This is a genomic window from Edaphobacter aggregans DSM 19364 (assembly GCF_000745965.1).
Lineage (GTDB): Bacteria > Acidobacteriota > Terriglobia > Terriglobales > Acidobacteriaceae > Edaphobacter > Edaphobacter aggregans.
Window position 1 is genome coordinate 35,005 of the sequence record NZ_JQKI01000026.1, and the last position, 20,068, is coordinate 55,072.

Consider the following 20,068-nt stretch of genomic DNA (forward strand, 5'->3'; position numbering starts at 1 on the left):
TGCGTCATCCAAGGCTCTTTTCTTCGGTTGGAACTCCGACGTCCAGCTTCGACCAGTCCTCCCCGCGAGCCTCGCGGCCAAGGCCAGTGACGAGCGCAATCGCGATCGCACCCACTACGACGGTCCACGACATCACCACGGTCAGGACTCCTCCCGAGTAGCGCTGCGCCAGCGCCGCCTGGAAGACCCCGTTCCGCGAGGAGCACAGGTTTCCTAGCTGGTAAGCGAACCCAGGAAACACCGCGCGAACCGGTCCCGGAGAAAGCTCGTTCAGGTGCGCCGGAATCACGCCGAAGGCTCCCTGCACCGCGAACTGCATCAGGAAGCCTCCCAGCGCCAGCAGCGGAACCGTGTGCGACCACGCCCACAGCGGAATGACCGGAATCGCTGCCAGCGCCGCGATGATGATCATCCGCCTGCGCCCGATCCGCTCCGACAGCGCGCCGCAGATGATTCCGCCAAGCAGAGCGCCGATGTTGGCGATCACGATCAGCAGCCCAACGCGCCCAGGAGCCAGCCCATGGTCCTTCTCAAGCAGCGTCGGATACAGGTCCTGCGTTCCGTGGCTGAAGGAGTTGAAGCACGTCATCAGCAGCACCAAGAAGAGGAACGTCGGAAGATAGGTCACAAAGTGCCGGAAGTCGATCCGCGGCTTTGTCGATCTTTCCGCCCGCCGTCGCCTCTCGGCCTCGAGCCAGATCGGCGACTCCTCCACCTTGTACTGCATATAGAAGGCGAGCAGCGCCGGCAGCGCGCCGATCATGAACATCACGCGCCAGCCCGTCAGCATTCCCGTTCCGTGCAGGTGCGGGAAGAGCAGCCAGTAGAGCGCTCCGGCCAGCAGGTTGCCGACCACATAGCCCTCCTGCAGGATCCCGGAGAAGAAGCCGCGGCCGCTCGCCGGCAGCGATTCCAGCGCGAGCGCCGCGCCCACGCCCCATTCGCCGCCCATCGCAATGCCAAACATCGCCCGGCAGACCAGAAACGTGGTCAGCGAGGGAGCGAACGCCGAAGCCAGTTCGAAGACCGAAAAGCAGACGATGTTGAGGATCAGCGTCGGCCGCCGACCGTACCGCTCCGCCAGCACGCCGAAGATCAGCGCTCCCAGCGGCCGCATCACCAAGGTCCAGAAGATCGCCTCCGCAATCGCCGGAATGCCGACGTGAAAGTCCGCCGCGATGGCCTTCAGACAGACCGTCAGCAGGAAGAAATCGAAGGCATCGAGCGTCCATCCGAGAAAGCAGGCCGCAAACGTACTTCTCTGGACAGGATTCAGGCGCTTCAGTTCGCCAAAGAAAGCCATATCGCGGAATCCTAGCATCCTGTCAACAGAATCGGTTGCGGTCGCATGGCTGGAAGTGGCAAAATCAGGATACAGCGATTACCTTTCGGTAAACTTCCTGAATTCAATTGAATAGCGCTATTATGCTCTATATAGACAACAGTAGTGTACTTTTACGACAATTGTTGCATCTCTGGCCGACTTCAACACATCTGAAAGTAGGTCACCAATGCTGAACCACCGAGAAAGGAACTTTATTATGCGTAATCGATTTCTGATGGCCCTTGCACTTACTTCTGCCTCACTCGCGGGCTCCAGTGCGCTCGCACAGACCTCAACCTGGACCATCGATCCGGCTCACTCGAGCGTCAACTTTGAGATCCGTCACATGGGCGTCTCCAACGTGCACGGAGCCATCGGCGGAGTCAAAGGCACGGTCCTTTACGACGAGAAGAACATCACCAAGTCCACGGTAACATCGACCGCGGAGACCGCGACCGTCGCGACGGGCGTTGAGGCTCGCGACAAGCACCTGAAGTCGCCGGACTTCTTCGATGTCGAAAAGTACCCGCAGCTCACGTTCAAGTCGACCTCCATCTCGAACACGGGTGGCAAACTAACGCTCACCGGCGATCTGACGCTGAACGGTGTCACCAAACGCGTGACGCTGGACGTCGATGGTCCCGCACCTGGACAGACGGACAAGGACGGCAAGACGCGCAGCGGCTTCTCCGCCAACGGCACGCTGAAGCGCAGCGACTTCAACTTCGGATCGAAGTTCGGAAGCGCGATGGTCGGAGACGATATCAAGTTCTCGATCGACCTTGAGATCGACAAGCAGTAAGTAAGTACAAGAAGTAGGGTTTAGGGAGTAGGAATCCTAACCCTAATAAACACAAGGGTCGGAGAGATCTCTCCGACCCTTCGTTCTTTCTATTCCCTATTCCCTGCCTTCACATCTTGGCGCGGAGCGGCTGCGTCGGTTCCGTCTGATGCAGAAGGACGCTCTCCGGTTCCGTCGTGTATTTCTTCAGCAGCTCATGGTGGAGGCAGTACAGGGCCAGCTCCAGGCGGTCGGAGACGCCAAGCTTGTCATAAACCTTGCGCAGATAGTTCTTGATGACCTGCTCGGTCGTTCCGATCTGGTAGGCGATCTCCTTGTTGCGCATGCCTCGCGTGATGCAGCTGATGATGGCAAGCTCCTTCTTCGAGAGCTTGGGCTGCACTTTGGGATCGGTCAGCGTCGTGGCCTGCGCTCGATAGGCTTCGATCACCCAGTTGATGGACTGGTTGTCGATCCAGGTCTCGCCCTCGGCGATCTTGCGGACACACTTCACCAGGAGATCAGGGGAGATGGATCGCGGAACCACACCGCGTACGCCGCGGCGATAGAGCTCGACCGTGTTGGACTCATCGGTCTCCGTCACCTGAACGATCAGTTTGGCGTCCGGCGCCTGCCGCACCAACTCAGGGACTGCGTCCACGGTTCCGGCGATCAGCTGTCCCTCAAGGACGACGACGTCGGTCGGGTAACGGTCGAGCGCGGCGTGGAGGTTACTCAGCGTTTCGACCTGCGCGACGACGCGAATGTCATCTTCCAGCGCGAAGACCTTGCGCATACCGACGCGGTAGATCGCCTGCGAGTCAGCCAGGATTACCCGGATTCCCACGGAAGACTCGTTCTCTACCGGGTTCTCGTCAGCGTTACGGGAGTGGTCAAAGTGAACAACCGTCATAATCAAGCCTTTAGAAAGTATTCGTCGATTACTGCTGCAGCCTTCTTTTCCCCACCATCCAGGTAATGGCGAACGACCCGGCCAATGCAGTGGATCGTCACGTCCGTTGCCGACCCCATGACAGCCGAAGGCATGGCGATCGTGAACTCGATTCTGCTGTCTACCTCGGGAAGATAATCACTTACAAAGAGAAGACCGTTGGCCGAGATATTCTCGGTGATCGCCTGCAGTTCGCCCTGCTCCGTATGAACCTGTAGAGGCAGCTTCATGGGGAATCGCACCGCGGTTCGAACCGGACTCTGTTCCTTTGGTTTTTGCCGCTGACCCATGAGTCCTCCTTTCCGCCCATCCGTCCCGGGAGCTGATCTGCTGGCCAACACACAGGAGTCTACAGCACAAAGTAACCATTTCCCGATACTTTTTCGATGTGACCCCGCGTCGGCAGACCGCCGGACTGCAACCCATCCTCCATCGTGGGTTCCGTTCCCTGCGGAAGAGGAATCCATTGCGTAAACCGGCGATTTCCGCCATACTTAGGTGTTGGGTTCTTTCGTCGTCCCTCGCCTGGGCAAGGCGGCCTGATGACGTTCCACCACCCAAAATAAACGTACTGAGAGGCTTTTCCAGTGTTGATGATCCGTTTAGCGCGCGTTGGAGCGCGCAAGCAGCCCCACTACCGCATCGTCGTGATCGAGAAGGACCGCGCCCGCAACGGCCGTTCGGTCGAGGTGGTCGGAACCTACAATCCCCGCACTAATCCCGCCAGCGTTGAGTTGAAGCGCGACCGCATCGATTACTGGACGAGCAAGGGCGCTCAGCTCTCCGACCGTGTCGAAAAGCTGCTTGCCAGCACCCCCGCTGTGGCGGTCGCCCCGGCAGCCTGAGTTACCTTTTGCACAATCTTTGGGAACACCACCTGGTTCCCAAAGATTTGCTGCTGCCCCGGGTTCGTCATCTCGCTTCCTGCGACCTGCTCACGTAGACTTCTGGTATTGCGATTCCGATGTGGTTCGGGTACCCGCAAAGTGAAGGACGCTTTGGGTACTGTCGGCCATATCGATTAACCGCGGCTACGCTCGTTTGGCACATCCCTGAAAGATCTCGCAATAGACGAGGCAAAAAAGGTTGAGCAAAAGCCCGCATTGTGATTCCAGGAGGTGTGTGTGATGACCCAGCCCATGCAGACGGCGGGCGAAGAGGACTACGTCAAGAACATGGTGGCACTGGTGACCGAGATCGCTCGGGCCCTGGTCGATAGCCCGGATAGCGTCTCGGTCGAGGCGATCCAGGACGGTGACGGAACCGTGCTTCGGCTACGCGTAGCGGCAAGTGATATCGGCAAGGTGATCGGCAAGCAGGGACGGACAGCACGTTCACTGCGCACCATCCTTGCGGCAGCCAGCATGAAGCTGAGGCATCGCTTCTCGCTCGATATCGTGGAGGAAGAAGGATCTCAGGGGGCTTGACGCCGGACGGTTCGACGTTGCCCGCGGAGACTATCCTGCCTTCCATGGATTCCAGTACATCATCGTGGATCGTTCTGGCTCATCTCGTCCGTCCTCAGGGCCGGAAGGGTGAGCTGCTCGCAGATCTGCTGACGGACTTTCCCGACCGCTTCGCCGGCCGCGAGGATCTCTTCCTCGCTCCTGCGGGCTTCGCTGGTCCGGCAGCGGAGGCTCGTCGCATTGACGTGACCTCCTCCTGGCTTCCTGTGGGCAAGAACAAGGGTCGCGTCGTGCTGCAGTTTGCAGGCATCGACTCGATCTCGGATGCGGAAGCGCTTGCCGGGCTCGACGTCGTGGTCCCTAGCGAACGCCGGATTCCTCTGGACGCAGAGGCGATCTACGTCAGCGACCTGGTGGATTGCGCCCTGTTCGACGGCCAGACTGAGGTCGGCCGAGTGACCGGCGTGGAAGTTCCCAGCGCAACCGATGGAGCTCGCCTGGCAGAGGCCGCACCGCTGCTCGTAGTCGAGTCCGGGGATGGCAGTGAGATCCTTGTCCCCTTTGCGAAGGCGTTTCTGGAGTCGATCGACCTGCCTGCAAAGCGCATCGTCATGAATCTGCCGGCAGGATTGCTCGATGTCAATCGCTAGAAGCGATACGTCACGCCCGCCGAGGCGATGGGATAGACCGGAAGTTTCTCCAGGCGATGATTCAGCTTCTGTATCTCGGCCTTCAGGCTGTCCTGCGCACCAGCGTTCTCCTCGAAGGTAAAGCATCCCTCAGAAGTGCAGGCGGTCCCGTTCAGGGTGACATCGATCTTCGCGGCGCCGGTATAGGCGACACCAAACTCTACCGGGAACGATAGCCTGCGCCCTTCGCCTTTTCCCGGAAGGAGACGATCGAAGCCGATCGTCAACATGGGAGCAATCCTGCGCGGGAAGACGACGGAAGCGGTGCCATTCAGCGGATCGTCGACGCTGTTGATGAATCCCTGGCTGCCGAGCTCGAAGTATTTTCCCGGAGGGACACTGGAGATGGCGGAGAGGTTGTTCTTGACGTACAGCACGCCGGGACTGATGCGAAGGCCGTTGTGGAGGGGAAGCCAATCAAGGCTGAGGCCTCCGGAGCGAAGGTAAAACTGCGAGTCGTAGGTGACGCCGTCGATGCTGAAGGGATAGTTGAACTCGAGCGAGTTGACCGATCCTCGGTGAGCGAGGTGGCGTCCGAGGCCGGCTGAGAGATCGGCCCCGGCGCCAAGGGTGCTCGCCTTCAGGGCAAAGCTCCACTTTGAGAGTGAGGATGGCTTGTTTGGATTTGGAGGCAGCGTGATGTAGCCCAGGGCAGAGGACTTCGGATTCAGCGAGGACGATAGCGATGGCGCGGAAGCAAACATCGGAGTTTGCGCGCAGGCAAGACACTGCGGCCCGGCGAGCATGCTGTCAGCATCGCCGCGAAGGCGAGTTTTCCGCGCATCATCGATCTAACCTTATCGATTCAGTTCGAGCTGGCCGGGGGAGGGTTCTCTCTAACGTAAAGCACTGCGGGCCTTACGGCAGCGCTGCGTCGTATCACTATTGTTCGCTCCAATCCCTCAAAAGCATTACTCTGAGGTGAACCTCTTTCGCGCATGCGTTTTGACATCATCACCATCTTTCCCGGCTTCTTCACGAGCATCTTCGAGTACGGGATTCTCAGCCGCGCCCGCACGCAGGGCCTGGTCGAGATCGCCACGCATGATCTGCGCGGCTTCACGCAGGACCGCCATCGCACGGTCGACGACCGGCCGTTCGGCGGAGGCGAAGGCATGGTGCTGAAGGCACAGCCGATCTTCGACGCGGCCGCATCTCTGAAAGTCGCCGCGAAGACCGGGCGCGATCCCCGGCGCGAGACGGTGATTCTGCTCTCGGCTCAGGGACGACCGTTCACGCAGTCGCTGGCGCAGGAGCTTGCCACAGTCGAACGCGTGGTGCTGATCTGCGGGCGATATGAGGGCGTCGACGAGCGCGTGAGCCAGCTGCTGTGCGATCGCGAGGTGTCGATCGGAGACTACGTGCTCTCGGGCGGAGAGCTGGGCGCTGCTGTGATCGTCGATGCCGTGGTGCGGCTGTTGCCGGGCGCGCTGGGACATCCTGACTCGGCGAGATTTGAGAGCTTCGGAGCGCACGATCTCTCGCTGGCGGAAGACGCAGATGCTTCCGGCGGACCGCCACGGACGACGCATGGAGCGGGCGGAATTCTGGATTATCCGCACTACACGCGGCCGGCGGAGTTTGAGGGCGTTGCGGTTCCGGAGGTGCTGCAGGGCGGCAACCATGACGCGATCCGTTTGTGGCGCAGGAAGATGGCGCTGCGCAAGACACTCGAGAACAGGCCTGATCTGCTGGCGAAGACGGAGCTGAGCGAGCAGGATCGGCGGCTGCTGCGTGAGATTGAGCGCGACCGCAGGCGAGAAGCAGAGGATTTGCCCTGAATCCGGCCGTTTCCCTGCCCTAATTGCTTGAATTCGTGTACACTAAAGACTCGAGTTCATACGTTAGGAAGTAGTCATGTCTATTCATCCCATCATGCAGAAACTGGCCGCGAAGCTTGAGCGGACCGATCTTCCCGAGTTTGCTCCCGGCGACACCGTCCGCGTTCAGGTCAAGATCCGCGAGGGCGAGAAGGAGCGTCTTCAGGCGTTCGAAGGTACGGTCATCGCCTGCCGCAAAGGGCCTCAGGGAACCTTCACCGTTCGCAAGATGAGCTTCGGCCAGGGCGTCGAGCGCATCTTCCCGTACAACTCCAAGGTCGTCGACAAGGTCGAGAAGATTCGCTCGTACGAGGTTCGGCGTTCGAAGCTGTTCTACCTGCGCGGTCTGCGCGGCAAGGCCGCTCGTCTGCGCGAGGTCGAGCGCGCCAGCTAGTTCTTCACCAGTATTTCCACAGAGGCCACGGCTTTCCGCCGTGGCTTTCTTCTGCGCGGGTTATACACTTTTGCCAGAGCAATGGCAGCCTCCGCAACGATTCGCATCCGCAAGGCAGTCACGAAGGCGACTGCGAAGCAGCAGATGCTGCGCCAGCTTGTGTGCAGCGACGCTCCGGAGCAGGCGCTGCGCTACTGCGGCTATCGCGTGATCGCGGGCGTCGACGAGGTGGGTCGAGGCGCGCTGTTCGGGCCGGTTGTGGCTGCGGCGGTGATTCTTCCGGAGCGCATGAGAGGGCTGGCAAATGCAGGCCTCAGAGACTCGAAGCAGCTTCTACGCAAGGACCGTGAGCGGCTGGATCGCAGGATTCGCAAGGTCGCGCTGGCGGTGAGCGTCGCCGAGGTGGATGCGGAGACGATCGATCGCGTGAACATCTACCAGGCGACCCGGATGGCGATGGTGGCCGCGGTTCAGGGGCTCGCGATCGAGCCGGATCACCTGCTGATCGACGCGATGCGGATCGATCATCCGTGCCGGCAGACGAAGCTGATCTACGGCGACTCGCTGAGCCTTTCGATTGCGGCGGCCTCGGTGGTTGCGAAGGTGCATCGTGATGCCCTGATGCGTCAACTCGACACTGCGCATCCGGGTTACGGGCTGGCGTCGCACAAGGGCTATGGAACGCCGGAGCATCGGCGCGCGCTGAAGGAGCAGGGTCCTTCGGTGCTGCATCGGCGGACGTTCGCTCCAGTACGGGCGGTCGATCCGGATGCTGCGATCGAGGAGCTGGTCTCGGACGAGCTGTTCGATTCGGACCTCGATCCGCTTGGGGAGGAGGCTGCCGATTGGGCCAGCGATTGATGTGCGTGGTCGCGCATCCGGACGATGAGTGCTACGGCTTCGGCGGCGCGCTGGCGCTGGCGGCGGACCGCGGGATTGAGACGTATGTCGTCTGCATGACCGATGGGCAGGCGGCGACGAATCGCGGAGTGGCTGTATCCGGCGCTGAGCTCGGCGCGATGCGGCGCGCGGAGTTTGCGGCTTCGTGCAAGGTGCTCGGCGTGACCGCGCACGAGCTGCTGGACTACCAGGACGGGCAGCTCGAGCACGTTCACACCGTGGCTGCGACCGAGGAGCTGGTGGAGCGGATGCGGCGCTTCAAGCCGGATGTTGTGATGACGTTTGGCAGCGACGGCGGATTGAACACGCACGCCGACCACATGATGGTGTCGTTCTGGGCGACGACGGCGTTTCACTGGGCCGGACAGCCGAAGCGATTCCCTGAGCTTGGGCCGCCGCACGAGGCGGAGCGGCTGTTTTACCTGACGACGGACTTCTTCCTGCCGGACCGGCGGCCGCCGCAGCCGGTTCCGTGGACCGTGAAGCTGGATATCCGCTCGGTGGGCGAGCGGAAGTTTGAGGCGTTCCGCCAGCATCACTCGCAGGCTCCGCTGATGGAGCGGACGAAGGCGGTCTTCGGCCGGTTCGGCGCGGAGGAGTTTTACGCGCTGATGGCGGCGAAGGATGCTCAGCCGGCTCGGCAGATGATGGACCTGTTCGAGGGGATGTAGGCACCCCCTCCCCTACAAATTGCGCAAAGTCTTCAATGTAGATACTTTAGCCGGGTACTTTGCGCGGAAAGTAGGGTGTATCAGGGGTGATCGGGCAAAGTTTTGATTCGAAAAGGGAAAACCCCGGCACATTCACCGGGGTTTTTTCCTTTTCGCTTACTACTACTAGTGTAGCAAGCCGAGGGTAATTAATCGGCAAATGGATGTTATTGATTTGGTTTTGTTTATGGGGTGAAGGGGCTTGACAGAAATTCTGTGGAAGGTTCGGGGCTGTTCTTCTGAACGGCCAACTGTTTCTGATGATGGTCTGCACAAATACAGGGGTCTCTCCACTCCGCTTCGCTGCGGTCGAAATGACGTTTTCCCGAGGAGAGCTGAGTAGACTCTGGGTATGGACGTCAGGGTGTTAGAGGCGGCGGTAGATCCGGTGGCGGTGTTTCGGGAGTGGCTCGAGGAGGCGGAGGCTAGCGAGCCGAACGATGCGAATGCGGCGGCGCTGGCGACGGCTGCTCCGGACGGTTCGCCGAGCGTGCGGATGGTTCTGGTGAAGCAAGTGGATGCGCGGGGGTTCTGTTTCTACACGAATGCGCGGAGCCGCAAGGGGCGGGAGTTGGCTGGGAATCCTCGGGCGGCGCTTTGCTTTCACTGGAAGTCGCTGCGCCGGCAGGTGCGGGTGGAGGGGCCGGTGGTGGAGCTTCCGGGGGAGGATGCGGATGCGTACTTCCACAGCCGGGAGCGAGAGAGTCAGCTGGGGTCTGCGGTGTCGCAGCAGAGCCGGCCGCTGGAGAACCGGGAGGCGCTGGAGAGGATGGTGGCGGAGTTTGCGGCCTTGCATCCGGGGGAGGTTCCGCGGCCGGAGTGGTGGAGGGGGTATGCGGTGCGGCCGGAGCGAGTGGAGCTTTGGGTGAGCGGAGAGCATCGGCTGCATGACCGGTTCCTGTTTGTGCGCGAGGGCAATGGGTGGGTGAAGACGCGGCTGTTTCCTTAGCCTGCGGTCTTCTTGGTCCAGATCAGAGTAGAGAAGCGGGTCTCTCCAGTGGGTCGACTTTTGCCGACTCCGGTCGGGATGACACCTGGTACACGGACATTCGATGTCAGAAGGTGAAGTCGCCGTCGATGCGGAAGAGGCGGCCGATGGAGTTGTAGGTGGCGCCGTAGTTGGGTGAGGCGTAGTACTGCTGGACGTCGCGTGGGTTGAAGTGGTTGAGCACGTTGTAGACGCTGAGGCCGGCGCGGAACTGGATGTGGTGGCCACGGAAGGTGAAGTCGACGGGGTACTGAACCTTGGTGTCGAGGGCGAGGAAGACGGGGAGGCGGCCGGCGCGGTTCTCGGCGCCGAGGAAGTTCCAGTCCTGATCGACGGCGGAGTAAGGGAAGCCGGTGTGGACGTCGAGGATGGGGATGAAGTCGAACTTGTGGGGCAGGGCGATGACGTTCCAGAAGAGGCCGCGATGGGGCGCGTCGGAGGAGAGCGGGCCGCGCTGGTTGGGGCGGATGAGCGCATAGGGGAAGTTGCCGAAGAACTGGTTGTAGTCGTTGAGCTCGCCGTAGGCGCGGGAGTGGACGTAGCTGGCGAAGACGGTGGAGCGCTCGCCGAAGCGCCAGCGGAGCATGGCGAGGAACTCGCGGTAGCTTTGGCGGCCGCTGTTGAGCAGGAGGAGTTGGGAGGCGCTGGCTGACTGCGAGGGGGTGACGTAGAACTCGCGGGAGACGTGGCGCTCCTCGTAGCCGAGGCGGAGAAGGAGATTGGTGCGCAGCTCGCGATCGAACTGGAGGGTCCAGCCTAGGCTGTAGGGGACGTGCAGCGACGCGGGGGCGACGTGGGTGAAGGTGGCCGGTGGGCTGACTGGCGTGGCGCCATTGGGAGCGTAGCTGGTGATGGTTTGGGCGGGGTAGCGGTCAAAAACGGCGACGTTGATGGGGATCTTGTCGAAGAAGACGCCGAAGCCTCCGCGGATGGCGGTGCGGCGGTCGTTGGTGGGAGCGAAGACGAAGCCGATGCGCGGGGCGACGTTGACGGGCTCGGAGGAGAGGCTGTCGTGGTCGAGGCGGAGGCCGAGGTCGAGCGTGAGACGAGGGTTGATCTGCCAGCTGTCCTGAAGGAAGCCGGCGAACTCGTTCTTCGCAGTCTGCGACGGGATCGCGGCGTCCGGGTAGGTGATGCGGCGGCTGAGAGTTCCGTCCTGGCGGAGGGCCTGGACGGGATAATTGGAGATCTGGCCGTCGTAGGAGGAGCGGGCGTAGGAGTAGCCGACGGTGAGGAGGTGCCTGCCGGCGCGCTCGATGGGCCGCCAGTGCAGCGCCTGAGAACCCTGGTAGAGCTGCGTGTTACGCCGTTGCTGCTCGAAGTAGCTGCCGGAGTTCTGTTCGGGAGCGAGGGTCATCTCGCCGGCGGGAGTGGCGGGGTGGATGTGCGAGTCGAGTTGCTTGGCGGCGAAGAGGCTCTGGAGGAAGCCGCCGTTGGAGAGGATCCAGCGATGGGTGAGAGAGAGGAAGTAGTCGCGCTCGCGATCGTTGGCGGTGACGGGCTGGGGGTTGAAGGTGTTGATGTTGGCGAAGTCGGTGTTCTGGGGGTCGAAGGCGAGGACGGCGGTGAGGCGATGGCTGATGGAGGGGTTCCAGTCGAGCTGGGTGTAGCTGTTGATCTTCTCGACGACGCGGACGTTGTCGGGGTTGGGGAGTGAGGGGACGGTGACGGTGTCGAAGCCGTAGCCGGCGGCCTCGAAGATGTAAAGCTTCGCCTTGACGAGGGGGCCGGCGAACGTGAGGTGCGGAGAGGCGCTCTCGACGCCGTGGGTGTGGCGGTGATCGATCCAGCGGAAGCGCGGGATGGGATCTTCGAAGAGCCACTTCCACTCGTCGGTGCCTCCGCGGGTGCTGAGGTCGACGACGCCCGAGGAGAAGCGGCCGTACTCGGACGAGAAGGGATTGGCGAGGACCTGCACGGACTGGACGGCCACGGCGGGCAGGCTGAGGGCGGGCTGTCCGGTGAAGGGGTCGGCGACAGTGGCGGAGTTGACGAGGGTGTTGGCCTGGTTGGTGCGTCCGCCCTTGATGCGGATGAGGCCGTCGATGCCGCGCACGACTCCGGGGAGCAGAGGCAGAGCGTCCTGGAAGTCCTGGTTGAGCTGGACGAGGGAGCGGAGGTTGCTGGCGTTGAGGGCGGGTGTGTTGCCGGAGCTGGAGGTGAGGTCGATGCCGGAGTCCTCGGAGGTGACGGTGACGGTTTGGGACTCGCCTTTTAGAGTGAGTTGAATGTCGAGCTGCGGAGGGTGGTTGTCTTCGATGGTGAAGGTCTTGGTTGTGGGCTCAAAGCCGGCGAGGGTGACGGTGATCTGATAGCGGCCGTAGACGATGCCGTTGAAGGTGAACCGGCCGAGGTCGTTGGAGACGGTGGCGGATTCGGTGTTGTTATCGAGGTTGTGGAGGACGACGCGAGCGTTGGGCCAGACGGTTTGCACGCGGTCAGAGCCGATGGTGATGACGACGCCGGTGACGTTTGCTGTCTTGGCTTCGCAGGCAGTGTCGCAGGCGAGGGCTAGGAGCATCGCCGCGATGAAGCGAACGGCATGCGCTGTGGCAGTCAGGCGTTGGTGGCGGCCTCCCAGGTTCATCCCGGAACCCTCCGCCGGGCCCTTGCGGTGGCCCTTGCTGCGGGTATTGTGTCACCGGCAGAGCCCTGTTCTCAAGGGCAGCGGAGCGCGGTTATCGTGCTCGTGCGATGCACAAGGCGACTCGCAGTTGATATAGTTCGTGGTGCGTAACATTCACTCTTGAGAGCGTGACATGGGATTCGACGGATTGGGACGGCGGGATTTTCTTCGTGGCGTTGGCGTAACGGGACTGATGGCAGGCGTGCCGGCGTTTGCGAGCGTCGATCCTTCGCGCGTTGTGCATGAGGTCGCCGAGCCGGGGCAGGTTGCGGAGACGAAGCCAAAGTACTCGATCAAGTTTGCCGTATGCGGCATGAGCCACGACCACATCTACGGGATGGTGGGGGCGATTCAGCGCGGCGGCGGCGTGCTGGTGTCGGCGTATGGCGCGGAGCCGGACAAGGTTGCGGGGTTCAAGAAGCGGTTTCCGGATGTGAAGATGGTCTCCTCTGAGGAGGAGATTCTGAATGACTCGTCGATTCAGCTGGTGCTGAGTTCGACGATTCCGGACCAGCGCGCACCGCTGGGGGTTCGCGTGATGAAGCGCGGCAAGGACTACCTGAGCGACAAGCCGGGGGCGACGTCGCTTGAGCAGATCTCGGAGATTCGCAAGACGATTGCGGAGACGAAGAGGATCTACGGGATTCTCTACAGCGAGCGGCTAGAGGTGAAGGCCGCGGTGAAGGCGGGCGAGCTGGTGAAGGCAGGGGCGATCGGACGCGTGATCCAGACGATCAACATTGCCCCGCACCAAATTGTGCAGAAGGGCGCTGACCCGTATGCTGGGGGCGCGGGCGGGCGGCCGGACTGGTTCTGGGACCCAGCGCGGTACGGCGGCATTCTGACGGACATCGGGTCGCACCAAGTGGACCAGTTTTTGTACTACACGGGATCGACGCAGGCGGAGGTGGTGGCCTCGCAGGTGGCGAATGTGGGGCATCCGCAGAAGCCGAAGTTCCAGGACTTTGGCGACATGATGCTGCGTGGCGACAAGGGTTTCGGGTATGTGCGGCTGGACTGGTTTACGCCGGATGGGCTGGGGACGTGGGGGGACGGGAGGTTGTTCATCCTGGGGACCGAGGGCTACATCGAAGCGAGGAAGTATATCGATGTGGCGCGGTCGAAGCAGGGGAACAATCTGTTCGTCGTGGACAAGAACGAGGCGCGGGTTATCGACTGCAACAATGTGGCTCTGCCGTTTGGGGCGCAGTTTGTGGCGGACGTTGTGAACCGGACGCATACGGCGCAGGATCAGACGCAGTGCCTGCTGGCGGCGGAGCTGGTGGTGCGGGCGCAGATGAAGGCGCAGCATGTGACGCTGAAGAGCTAACTCCTGGAATGACGAAAGATGAGGCACAGTCCTTCGGGGCTGCGCCTTCTGTTTTCGCTGCTCCACACTACGGTTCACTATGGCTCCACTGTCGCTATTGTTTCGTCACCAGCCCATCTGCTGTATGCGCCTTAAGATGATTCCGCTGTAGCTGTTCATGCGCTCCGGTCGCCGTCGCAGCGGAGCCGGGAGGATTGCGGCAAGCCGTGCCGCCTGCTGCCGTCCGATGTTCCGCGCGGGGTGTCCGTAATAGTAGCGGCAGGCGGACTCCGCGCCATAGACTCCCGGACCCCACTCCACCACATTCAGGTAGAGCTCGAGGATACGCTGCTTGCCGAGCACAAACTCCGCCACTGGCACCAGCGAGGCCTCTGCAACTTTGCGGAGCACGGACCGACCGGTGCCGAAGAATAGGTTCTTCACAAGCTGCTGCGTCAGTGTTGAGGCTCCTCGTGTGCGCACACCTTCCTTGTCCTCTTCGGCAGCGATCTTGATCTCGTGCCAATCGAAACCGTGATGGAGATAGAAGCGTCCATCCTCGGCTGCGATCACAGCATGCTGCAGCTCGGGCGATATCTGGCCGAGCGGGACGAACCGGTAACGCGACTCATATGGCATGCCATGTATCCACGCTTGCACGCGACGTTGTACGTGCACAGCAGTGGTCGGCGGATCGAGCCACCTCAGGCCCACCAGTGTAAGCGCTGCTCCCAGCCACAGAGCGGCCAGAACGATGCCGATCCGTCGCACAACTGATAACAGCTGCTTTTTCTGAAACCATGTCTTGCGTTGCGCCGCGTACTTTGTCGTCATGTCCCCAAACTACAGCCTTCGCGACTCGGCAGCGCTACCTCGCTCATGCCTTTTCGTGGACGTTTGCTACGCGCGCGTTATGCGGTCCAGAGTTGAGGGAGGGGGCCGGACTTGCCGGTGACGGGGTCGGAGGCGGGGAAGGCTACGCGGCGCATGCGCTCGAGGACCTCCGGGGTGGGGGCGGTGCGGCAGATGTCCCAGTGCTCGTTGGGTGGATAGGCTCCGATAACGAGGAAGTCGCCGGAGGCGGAGATGCGGCAGTGGCCGGTTCCTGCGGGCAGGACGGCGACGTCGCCGGCGCGGACGGTGACGGTGGTTCCCTGCTCTCCGCCGAGCATGATCTGCGCGTGGCCGGCTGCGAAGCCGAGGACCTCGTGCGCGGTGGAGTGGTAGTGGTGGAAGTCGAAGACGCCGTTGCGCCACTGCGGGGGCCAGCCGTTCTGGGTGAAGAGGGTCTCCATCTTGTCGGCCAGATCGGGAGAGACCGGAAGCGCGCCGCGGTAGAGCAGAACGGGCAGGACGTTGTTGGGCATCCAGCCGTTGGGTTTGAGGTGAAGCTGCTCGGGCGCGGCGGTGGTTGAAGCGGAGGCTTTGGAGGCGATTCCCGCGGCGACGATGCCTGCGGTGAACTTGCGACGGTCGATCGGTTTTGTCATACGTTATTCGACGAGGGCATGGTGCATAACGGTGTCAACTTTCGCCGTGAGCGTTGGCGGCGCGATCTGGTGCCAGGCGCCGAGGAGGTAGAAGGCGAGCTCGTCGTCGGAGACCTGGTCGAGCTCGATGCCGATCCAGCCGCGGACGCCGACGTGGGGTGGCCGGAAGAACTTCGCTGAGGAGGCTCGGACGAGAGCGAGCTGGATTCCGGGAGCGGCGGGCACCCAGACGGCGACGTGGCCGTCGTGGTGGTGGTTGTTGGCGAAGATGGCGAAGGCCTTGTCGCCGACGAAGAAGGTGGGTTCACCGTGGGAGATCCGTTCGGTGGTGGCGGGAAGGGCGGAGCAGATGCGGCGGACGCGGTTGAGCTCGCCGTGCTGGTCGTGCTTGTGAGCAAGGGCTGGCATGGAATGCCTCCCGAGACGCGCAAACAGTGTGTGCCGTGCGCGTGAAGCGGCGTGTGGTGCGTTATTCGCTGGTGTCGGTTTGAAGGATGTCGAGCTTTTGTGCCTCGTTCACATCGATCTCAAAGGAGTGGCATTGTCCGTCGTGAATGACGGAGAGAACGGAGTTGTAACGGTTGGGCGCAATCCTGACGGACTCCAGTGCATTGACGACGTCTTCGACCCGGTTGAATCGTCGGACGACTCCGCGGAAGCCGACGACGACGGGATCGACGATGGAGACAGACGCGATGAACTGCCTTGAGGCAGTATCGTGGCGCAGATTGCAGAGGAAGGTTGGCATCATGCCTGGATCGCTCATGGCAAGCCTCCTAGTTACGTGTTGGACGCTTCGCAACGAAAAGAAGATAGAAGATCAGTCCTGCCCAACGGCGGCGGGTGGGATCGGACTCTTGATTTTAGTCCCTTCGCCCGCGAGTGTGCGCCGGGTGAGGTTTTTTGTTGCCGTATAGGCAAGTCGGGCCAGAAGGAGGATGGTGAGGATGGCGGTGACCTTCCAGGGAGTGCGGACGCCGGGCTTCACCAGCCACCAGTAGTGGATGACGGCGCAGACGCCGGCGAGGTAGATGAGGCGGTGAAGGCGCTGCCAAGGCTTGCCTCCCATGGCTCGCATGATGAAGGCCGGCGAGGTGACAGCGAGGGCGAGGAGGATGACCCAGGCGGCAAAGCCGACCTGGATGAAGCGGCGCTTCATGACGTCGTCCCAGATCGTGGGCCAGATCTGCTTCCACTCCGTGACGATGATGCCGGGGTGGCCGGAGCGGATGCCGTTGAGGACGGTAGGGAGATCGTAGCCGGAGAAGAGAAAGACGTAGGTCGCCAGGTGCAGCGACGCGTAGAAGAAGGCGTAGAGGCCGATGAGGCGGCGGAAGCGGATGAGCCAGGAGATCTTCGGCGACAGGCGGCGCAGGGGCGTGACGGCGAGCGAGGCGAGGAGCATCCAGATGGCCCAGTCGCCGGTGAAATGGGTGATGTAGGCGACGGGATCGGGATTGAGGGCGAGCGCGCCGCTCTGGTAGAAGCGCAGGAGATAGATGAAGGGCACAAGGCCGAGGATGTGCGCTAACGTCTTGAGGATAATGATGGCGCGTTTCGACATGGGCGGTCAGTAGTAGCGCTTGAGGTCCATGCCATTGTAGAGACTGGCGACCTGGTCGGCGTAGCCGTTGAACATCAGCGTGGGGATGGTCTTCGGGAAGGCAGAGGAGTCGATGCGGCGCTCACGGGCCTGGCTCCAGCGAGGATGATCGACCTTGGGATTCACGTTCGAGTAGAAGCCGTACTCCTGGGAGTTCTGGTCGTTCCAGGTGGTGTGGGGCTGCTTGTCGGTGAAGTGGAAGCGGACGATGGACTTGCCATTCTTGAAGCCGTACTTCCACGGCGAGACGATGCGGATGGGGGCGCCGTTCTGATTCGGGAGAACCTGGCCGTAGCAACCGAAGGTGAGCAGCGCGAGCGGGTTCATGGCTTCGTCGAGGCGAAGGCCTTCCGAGTAGGGCCAGTTGTAGCCGCCGGGGAGGTCGGGCATCTGCTTGCGGTCCACGAGCGTGAGGAACTGGACGTACTTGGCGCTGGGGAGAGGCTCGCAGAGGTTGATGAACTCGGAGAGGGAGTAGCCGTCCCAGGGGATGACCATGGACCAGCCCTCGACGCAGCGGTGGCGGTAGACGCGGGATTCGAGAGGGCGGTACTTGAGGAGGGTGTCGATGTCGAAGGTCTGAGGCTTCTTGACCATGCCGGTGACCTGCACGGTCCAGGGTCGGGTCTTGAGGGTGTGGGCGTGCTTGGCGGGGTCGTCCTTGTCGGTGCCGAACTCGTAGAAGTTGTTGTAGTTGGTGGCCTTGGCGAAGGGGGTCTGGTTGTCGGGAAGTGTGTACGTGCTGGAAGCGGAGGACAGCGACTGGGCGTGGACGGTATTGGGGACGAAGAGACCGGGGACGCGGGAGAGCGCGTAGGCTCCGACGCCGAGGGCGGCGGCCCCGGTGAGAAAGGAGCGGCGGTGCTGGCTGAAGCGCTCAAAGGCGGACTGCGGAGTGATGTCGGAGGAGTTGATTCTGGATTCGAGGCCCTCGGAGCGGCGGAGCAGCATGGCGGTTCCCTTCCCTTGCGCGTGGCTGGTTGCAGTCAACGCGACACCTATTGGATAGGGTACGCCATGCAGAGGTAACCGGATGCGCGGAGATTTGATGCGCGGAGATTTATCGTTGCTTATCGCCCTGGAGTTGCGCGTGGAAGCTCGGAGGAGCAAACTGTCTGGAATGATAACCGCCGCTCGTGAACGAGACCTGATGAATGCAGCCGACCTGTTGCTCGATGCCCGCAGGACGAACAAGCCGATCGCCGATCTTCCGAAGGAGCTGCGACCTACGACGCTGGAGGAGGCGTACTTCATCCAGGACAGAATGTCGTGGATTTACGAGGCGATTGGCGGATGGAAGGTGGGAGCGCCGACGCCGGATGCGACACCGACCTTTGCTCCGATGCCGGCGATGTGGATCACGTGCAGCGGATGCGAGATGCGAGGGCCGATGCACCGCTATCGCGGCGTGGAGGCGGAGATCGCGTTCCATATGGGGGCGGACCTTCCCCCGCGGGAGACCCCGTACACAGGGGAAGAGGTGAATGCGGCGATCGGGAGCATGCACCCGGCGATCGAGGTGCTGGAGTCTGCGCTGGTGGATCCGGCGCAGGCGACGAAGCTGACGAGCGTCGCGGACATGGCGATGCACGGCGGCTTCGTGTATGGCGCCGCTGTGCCTAACTGGCAGAGCATCGACTTCGCCAAGGAATCGGTGACGCTAGCGATCGACGGCGCCATCCGGGTGGAGCGGACGGGGTCCAACACGGCGGGCGATCTGATGCGTCTGCTGCTCTGGCTGGCCAACGAAGGAGCGAGCCGCACCGGGGGACTGAAGAAGGGCGACTGGATCACGACGGGAAGCTGGACGGGCAACATGCAGGCAAATGCGGGAGCATCTGTGGATGCGCGCTTCTCGACGGCCGGTCGGGCGTATCTTCGATTTGCCTGATGGCTGGCGCAGGGCTTTGCCAAATGCCGTCACACACACGGTTAGCGACATCGCAAACACTGTATAGCGGGTGGGATCGCGGGCAGTACCGTATTTGTGGTGTGTGCTCAAAGAGCCACAAAATGTTGTATTGAAAATTAGGGCATCTTCAGGGGTGGGGTGGGGAATCAGATGAGATAGGCGGTTTCCGTCTCGTGAACGGATGGGATAACTCCGTCACTGCGCGGGGGTTTAGGCATGGCACGTCCTTACTGGTCTGGACAGGTACAGATATCGTTGGTGTCGTTTGGTGTGAAGCTGTTTGTGGCGACGGAGTCGAAGAGCGAGATTCGCTTTCACCAAATAAGCCGCGCGACGGGCGAACGGGTGCGGCACCAGAAGGTGCTTTCGAGCGCCGTGGAAGACAACCCGGGCGAGGCGGCGAACCCGGTCGAGAAAGACGAGATCGTCAAGGGCTACGAGTACCGCAAGGGCGAGTACGTGACGATTGAACCGAAGGAGTTGGAGGAGCTGCGCGTACCCTCGAAGCATGTGATCGAGGTATCGCAGTTTGTGGACCTCGACGAGCTGGCTCCGGAGTACATGGAGAAGCCGTACTTCCTGGTGCCGGAGGACGATGTGCAGGCCGAGGCCTATGCCGTGGTTCGTGCGGCGCTGAAGAAGACGACGAAGGCGGCTCTGGGCAAGATCGCCTTCGGCGGACGCGAGCACGTCTTCGCGGTGACGGCGCAGGACGACGACAAGCTGGGCGGCATGATGGGCTACACGATGCGCTACCAGGAGGAGCTGCGCGATCCCGCGGAGTACTTCAAGGACATCAAGAAGGTTGCGGTGAACGCCGAGTCGCTGGAGCTCGCGATGGAGTTGATCAAGCGCAAGGCGTCGAAGTTCGAGCCGGAGAAGTTCAAGGACCAGTACGAGGCGGCGGTGCGGGAGCTGGTGGAGGCGAAGGTCAAACACCTGCCGGTGCCGAAGGACGAGGAGGTTGTTGCTCCGCGGCGCGGCCAGGTGATCAACCTGATGGACGCGTTGAAGAAGAGCGTCGGCGACGGTGCGGCCGCTGCGGCTGCTTCGGGCAAGAAGAAGCCGGCGGCTTCAGAGAAGGCGGCAGGAGCAAAGAAAGGCATCTCACTGGTGAAGCCGTCGAAGCGAAAGTCCGCGTAGCTGGCCTTCGCTTCGATGTGA

General features: G+C 61.9%; 23 protein-coding genes. 12 read left to right on the forward strand and 11 right to left on the reverse strand.

Features of this window, described 5'->3' with window-relative positions:
* Window positions 1-4: 4 nt before the first annotated feature.
* Window positions 5-1,303, reverse strand: coding sequence for an MFS transporter (locus tag Q363_RS13080; protein ID WP_035350776.1), 1,299 nt, complete (start codon window positions 1,301-1,303; stop codon window positions 5-7).
* Window positions 1,304-1,541: 238 nt separating this feature from the next.
* Between Q363_RS13080 and Q363_RS13085 the strand changes: the two genes are divergently transcribed.
* Window positions 1,542-2,126, forward strand: coding sequence for a YceI family protein (locus Q363_RS13085; RefSeq protein ID WP_035350778.1), 585 nt, complete (start codon window positions 1,542-1,544; stop codon window positions 2,124-2,126).
* 109 nt (window positions 2,127-2,235) lie between these two features.
* Here the strand turns inward: Q363_RS13085 and Q363_RS13090 are convergent, their stop codons facing one another.
* Window positions 2,236-3,018: a response regulator transcription factor gene (locus tag Q363_RS13090; protein WP_035350780.1), complete on the reverse strand. Its 783-nt coding sequence runs from the start codon at window positions 3,016-3,018 to the stop codon at window positions 2,236-2,238.
* Between the two features lie 2 nt (window positions 3,019-3,020).
* Window positions 3,021-3,347, reverse strand: a complete 327-nt coding sequence (locus tag Q363_RS13095; protein ID WP_035350783.1) for a PilZ domain-containing protein — start codon at window positions 3,345-3,347, stop codon at window positions 3,021-3,023.
* 303 nt (window positions 3,348-3,650) lie between these two features.
* Between Q363_RS13095 and rpsP the strand changes: the two genes are divergently transcribed.
* The 3 genes from rpsP to rimM all read left to right on the forward strand — a co-directional run bounded on the left by rpsP (window position 3,651) and on the right by rimM (window position 5,113).
* Complete coding sequence (rpsP, locus tag Q363_RS13100) at window positions 3,651-3,902, forward strand: 30S ribosomal protein S16 (protein ID WP_035350786.1); 252 nt, start codon at window positions 3,651-3,653, stop codon at window positions 3,900-3,902.
* Window positions 3,903-4,184: 282 nt separating this feature from the next.
* Window positions 4,185-4,484 carry a KH domain-containing protein gene (locus tag Q363_RS13105; RefSeq protein WP_211256180.1) on the forward strand — a complete coding sequence of 100 codons (300 nt, stop codon included), beginning with the start codon at window positions 4,185-4,187 and terminating at the stop codon, window positions 4,482-4,484.
* A gap of 44 nt (window positions 4,485-4,528) precedes the next feature.
* Window positions 4,529-5,113, forward strand: coding sequence for a ribosome maturation factor RimM (gene rimM, locus Q363_RS13110; protein ID WP_035350868.1), 585 nt, complete (start codon window positions 4,529-4,531; stop codon window positions 5,111-5,113).
* On the opposite strand, the gene Q363_RS13115 is transcribed toward rimM, so the two are convergent.
* A complete protein-coding gene (locus Q363_RS13115) occupies window positions 5,110-5,856 on the reverse strand; it encodes a hypothetical protein (protein ID WP_035350788.1) in 747 nt (248 codons plus the stop codon). The two genes, rimM and Q363_RS13115, sit on opposite strands and share 4 nt — an antisense overlap.
* A gap of 234 nt (window positions 5,857-6,090) precedes the next feature.
* Here Q363_RS13115 and trmD point away from each other — a divergent pair, with 234 nt between their 5' ends.
* The 5 genes from trmD (at window position 6,091) to pdxH (ending at window position 9,925) form a co-directional block, all read left to right on the forward strand.
* The gene (gene trmD, locus Q363_RS13120; RefSeq protein WP_035350790.1) at window positions 6,091-6,933 is read left to right on the forward strand and encodes a tRNA (guanosine(37)-N1)-methyltransferase TrmD; all 843 of its coding nucleotides are present in this window, start codon (window positions 6,091-6,093) and stop codon (window positions 6,931-6,933) included.
* Window positions 6,934-7,009: 76 nt separating this feature from the next.
* Window positions 7,010-7,366, forward strand: coding sequence for a 50S ribosomal protein L19 (rplS, locus tag Q363_RS13125; protein WP_035350793.1), 357 nt, complete (start codon window positions 7,010-7,012; stop codon window positions 7,364-7,366).
* Window positions 7,367-7,447: 81 nt separating this feature from the next.
* A complete protein-coding gene (locus Q363_RS13130; protein WP_035350796.1) occupies window positions 7,448-8,227 on the forward strand; it encodes a ribonuclease HII in 780 nt (259 codons plus the stop codon).
* Complete coding sequence (locus Q363_RS13135) at window positions 8,212-8,937, forward strand: PIG-L deacetylase family protein (protein ID WP_084080328.1); 726 nt, start codon at window positions 8,212-8,214, stop codon at window positions 8,935-8,937. The genes Q363_RS13130 and Q363_RS13135 overlap by 16 nt, the downstream gene beginning before the upstream one ends.
* Before the next feature lie 391 nt (window positions 8,938-9,328).
* The gene (gene pdxH, locus Q363_RS13140) at window positions 9,329-9,925 is read left to right on the forward strand and encodes a pyridoxamine 5'-phosphate oxidase (protein ID WP_035350802.1); all 597 of its coding nucleotides are present in this window, start codon (window positions 9,329-9,331) and stop codon (window positions 9,923-9,925) included.
* Window positions 9,926-10,031: 106 nt separating this feature from the next.
* Here pdxH and Q363_RS13145 read toward each other — a convergent pair whose 3' ends face one another.
* Window positions 10,032-12,551, reverse strand: coding sequence for a TonB-dependent receptor (locus Q363_RS13145; RefSeq protein ID WP_035350807.1), 2,520 nt, complete (start codon window positions 12,549-12,551; stop codon window positions 10,032-10,034).
* A gap of 172 nt (window positions 12,552-12,723) precedes the next feature.
* Here Q363_RS13145 and Q363_RS13150 point away from each other — a divergent pair, with 172 nt between their 5' ends.
* Window positions 12,724-13,920, forward strand: a complete 1,197-nt coding sequence (locus Q363_RS13150) for a Gfo/Idh/MocA family protein (protein ID WP_035350808.1) — start codon at window positions 12,724-12,726, stop codon at window positions 13,918-13,920.
* Window positions 13,921-14,025: 105 nt separating this feature from the next.
* On the opposite strand, the gene mtgA is transcribed toward Q363_RS13150, so the two are convergent.
* From mtgA to msrP, 6 genes are all read right to left on the reverse strand, one after another.
* The gene (mtgA, locus tag Q363_RS13155; protein ID WP_064742636.1) at window positions 14,026-14,733 is read right to left on the reverse strand and encodes a monofunctional biosynthetic peptidoglycan transglycosylase; all 708 of its coding nucleotides are present in this window, start codon (window positions 14,731-14,733) and stop codon (window positions 14,026-14,028) included.
* 77 nt (window positions 14,734-14,810) lie between these two features.
* Window positions 14,811-15,389: a cupin gene (locus tag Q363_RS13160; protein ID WP_035350810.1), complete on the reverse strand. Its 579-nt coding sequence runs from the start codon at window positions 15,387-15,389 to the stop codon at window positions 14,811-14,813.
* Between the two features lie 3 nt (window positions 15,390-15,392).
* Window positions 15,393-15,797 carry an MmcQ/YjbR family DNA-binding protein gene (locus tag Q363_RS13165; protein WP_051978729.1) on the reverse strand — a complete coding sequence of 135 codons (405 nt, stop codon included), beginning with the start codon at window positions 15,795-15,797 and terminating at the stop codon, window positions 15,393-15,395.
* 61 nt (window positions 15,798-15,858) lie between these two features.
* The gene (locus tag Q363_RS13170) at window positions 15,859-16,155 is read right to left on the reverse strand and encodes a hypothetical protein (RefSeq protein WP_035350811.1); all 297 of its coding nucleotides are present in this window, start codon (window positions 16,153-16,155) and stop codon (window positions 15,859-15,861) included.
* Between the two features lie 54 nt (window positions 16,156-16,209).
* Window positions 16,210-16,953: a protein-methionine-sulfoxide reductase heme-binding subunit MsrQ gene (locus Q363_RS13175; RefSeq protein ID WP_084080329.1), complete on the reverse strand. Its 744-nt coding sequence runs from the start codon at window positions 16,951-16,953 to the stop codon at window positions 16,210-16,212.
* Window positions 16,954-16,959: 6 nt separating this feature from the next.
* Window positions 16,960-17,982 carry a protein-methionine-sulfoxide reductase catalytic subunit MsrP gene (msrP, locus tag Q363_RS13180; protein ID WP_342667410.1) on the reverse strand — a complete coding sequence of 341 codons (1,023 nt, stop codon included), beginning with the start codon at window positions 17,980-17,982 and terminating at the stop codon, window positions 16,960-16,962.
* Window positions 17,983-18,142: 160 nt separating this feature from the next.
* Here msrP and Q363_RS13185 point away from each other — a divergent pair, with 160 nt between their 5' ends.
* Entirely contained in the window at window positions 18,143-18,883 is a 741-nt protein-coding gene (locus Q363_RS13185; protein ID WP_245632201.1) for a 2-keto-4-pentenoate hydratase, read from the forward strand.
* A 237-nt stretch (window positions 18,884-19,120) separates the two neighbouring features.
* Entirely contained in the window at window positions 19,121-20,047 is a 927-nt protein-coding gene (ku, locus tag Q363_RS40455) for a non-homologous end joining protein Ku (RefSeq protein ID WP_035350814.1), read from the forward strand.
* The last annotated feature ends 21 nt before the right edge of the window (window positions 20,048-20,068 follow it).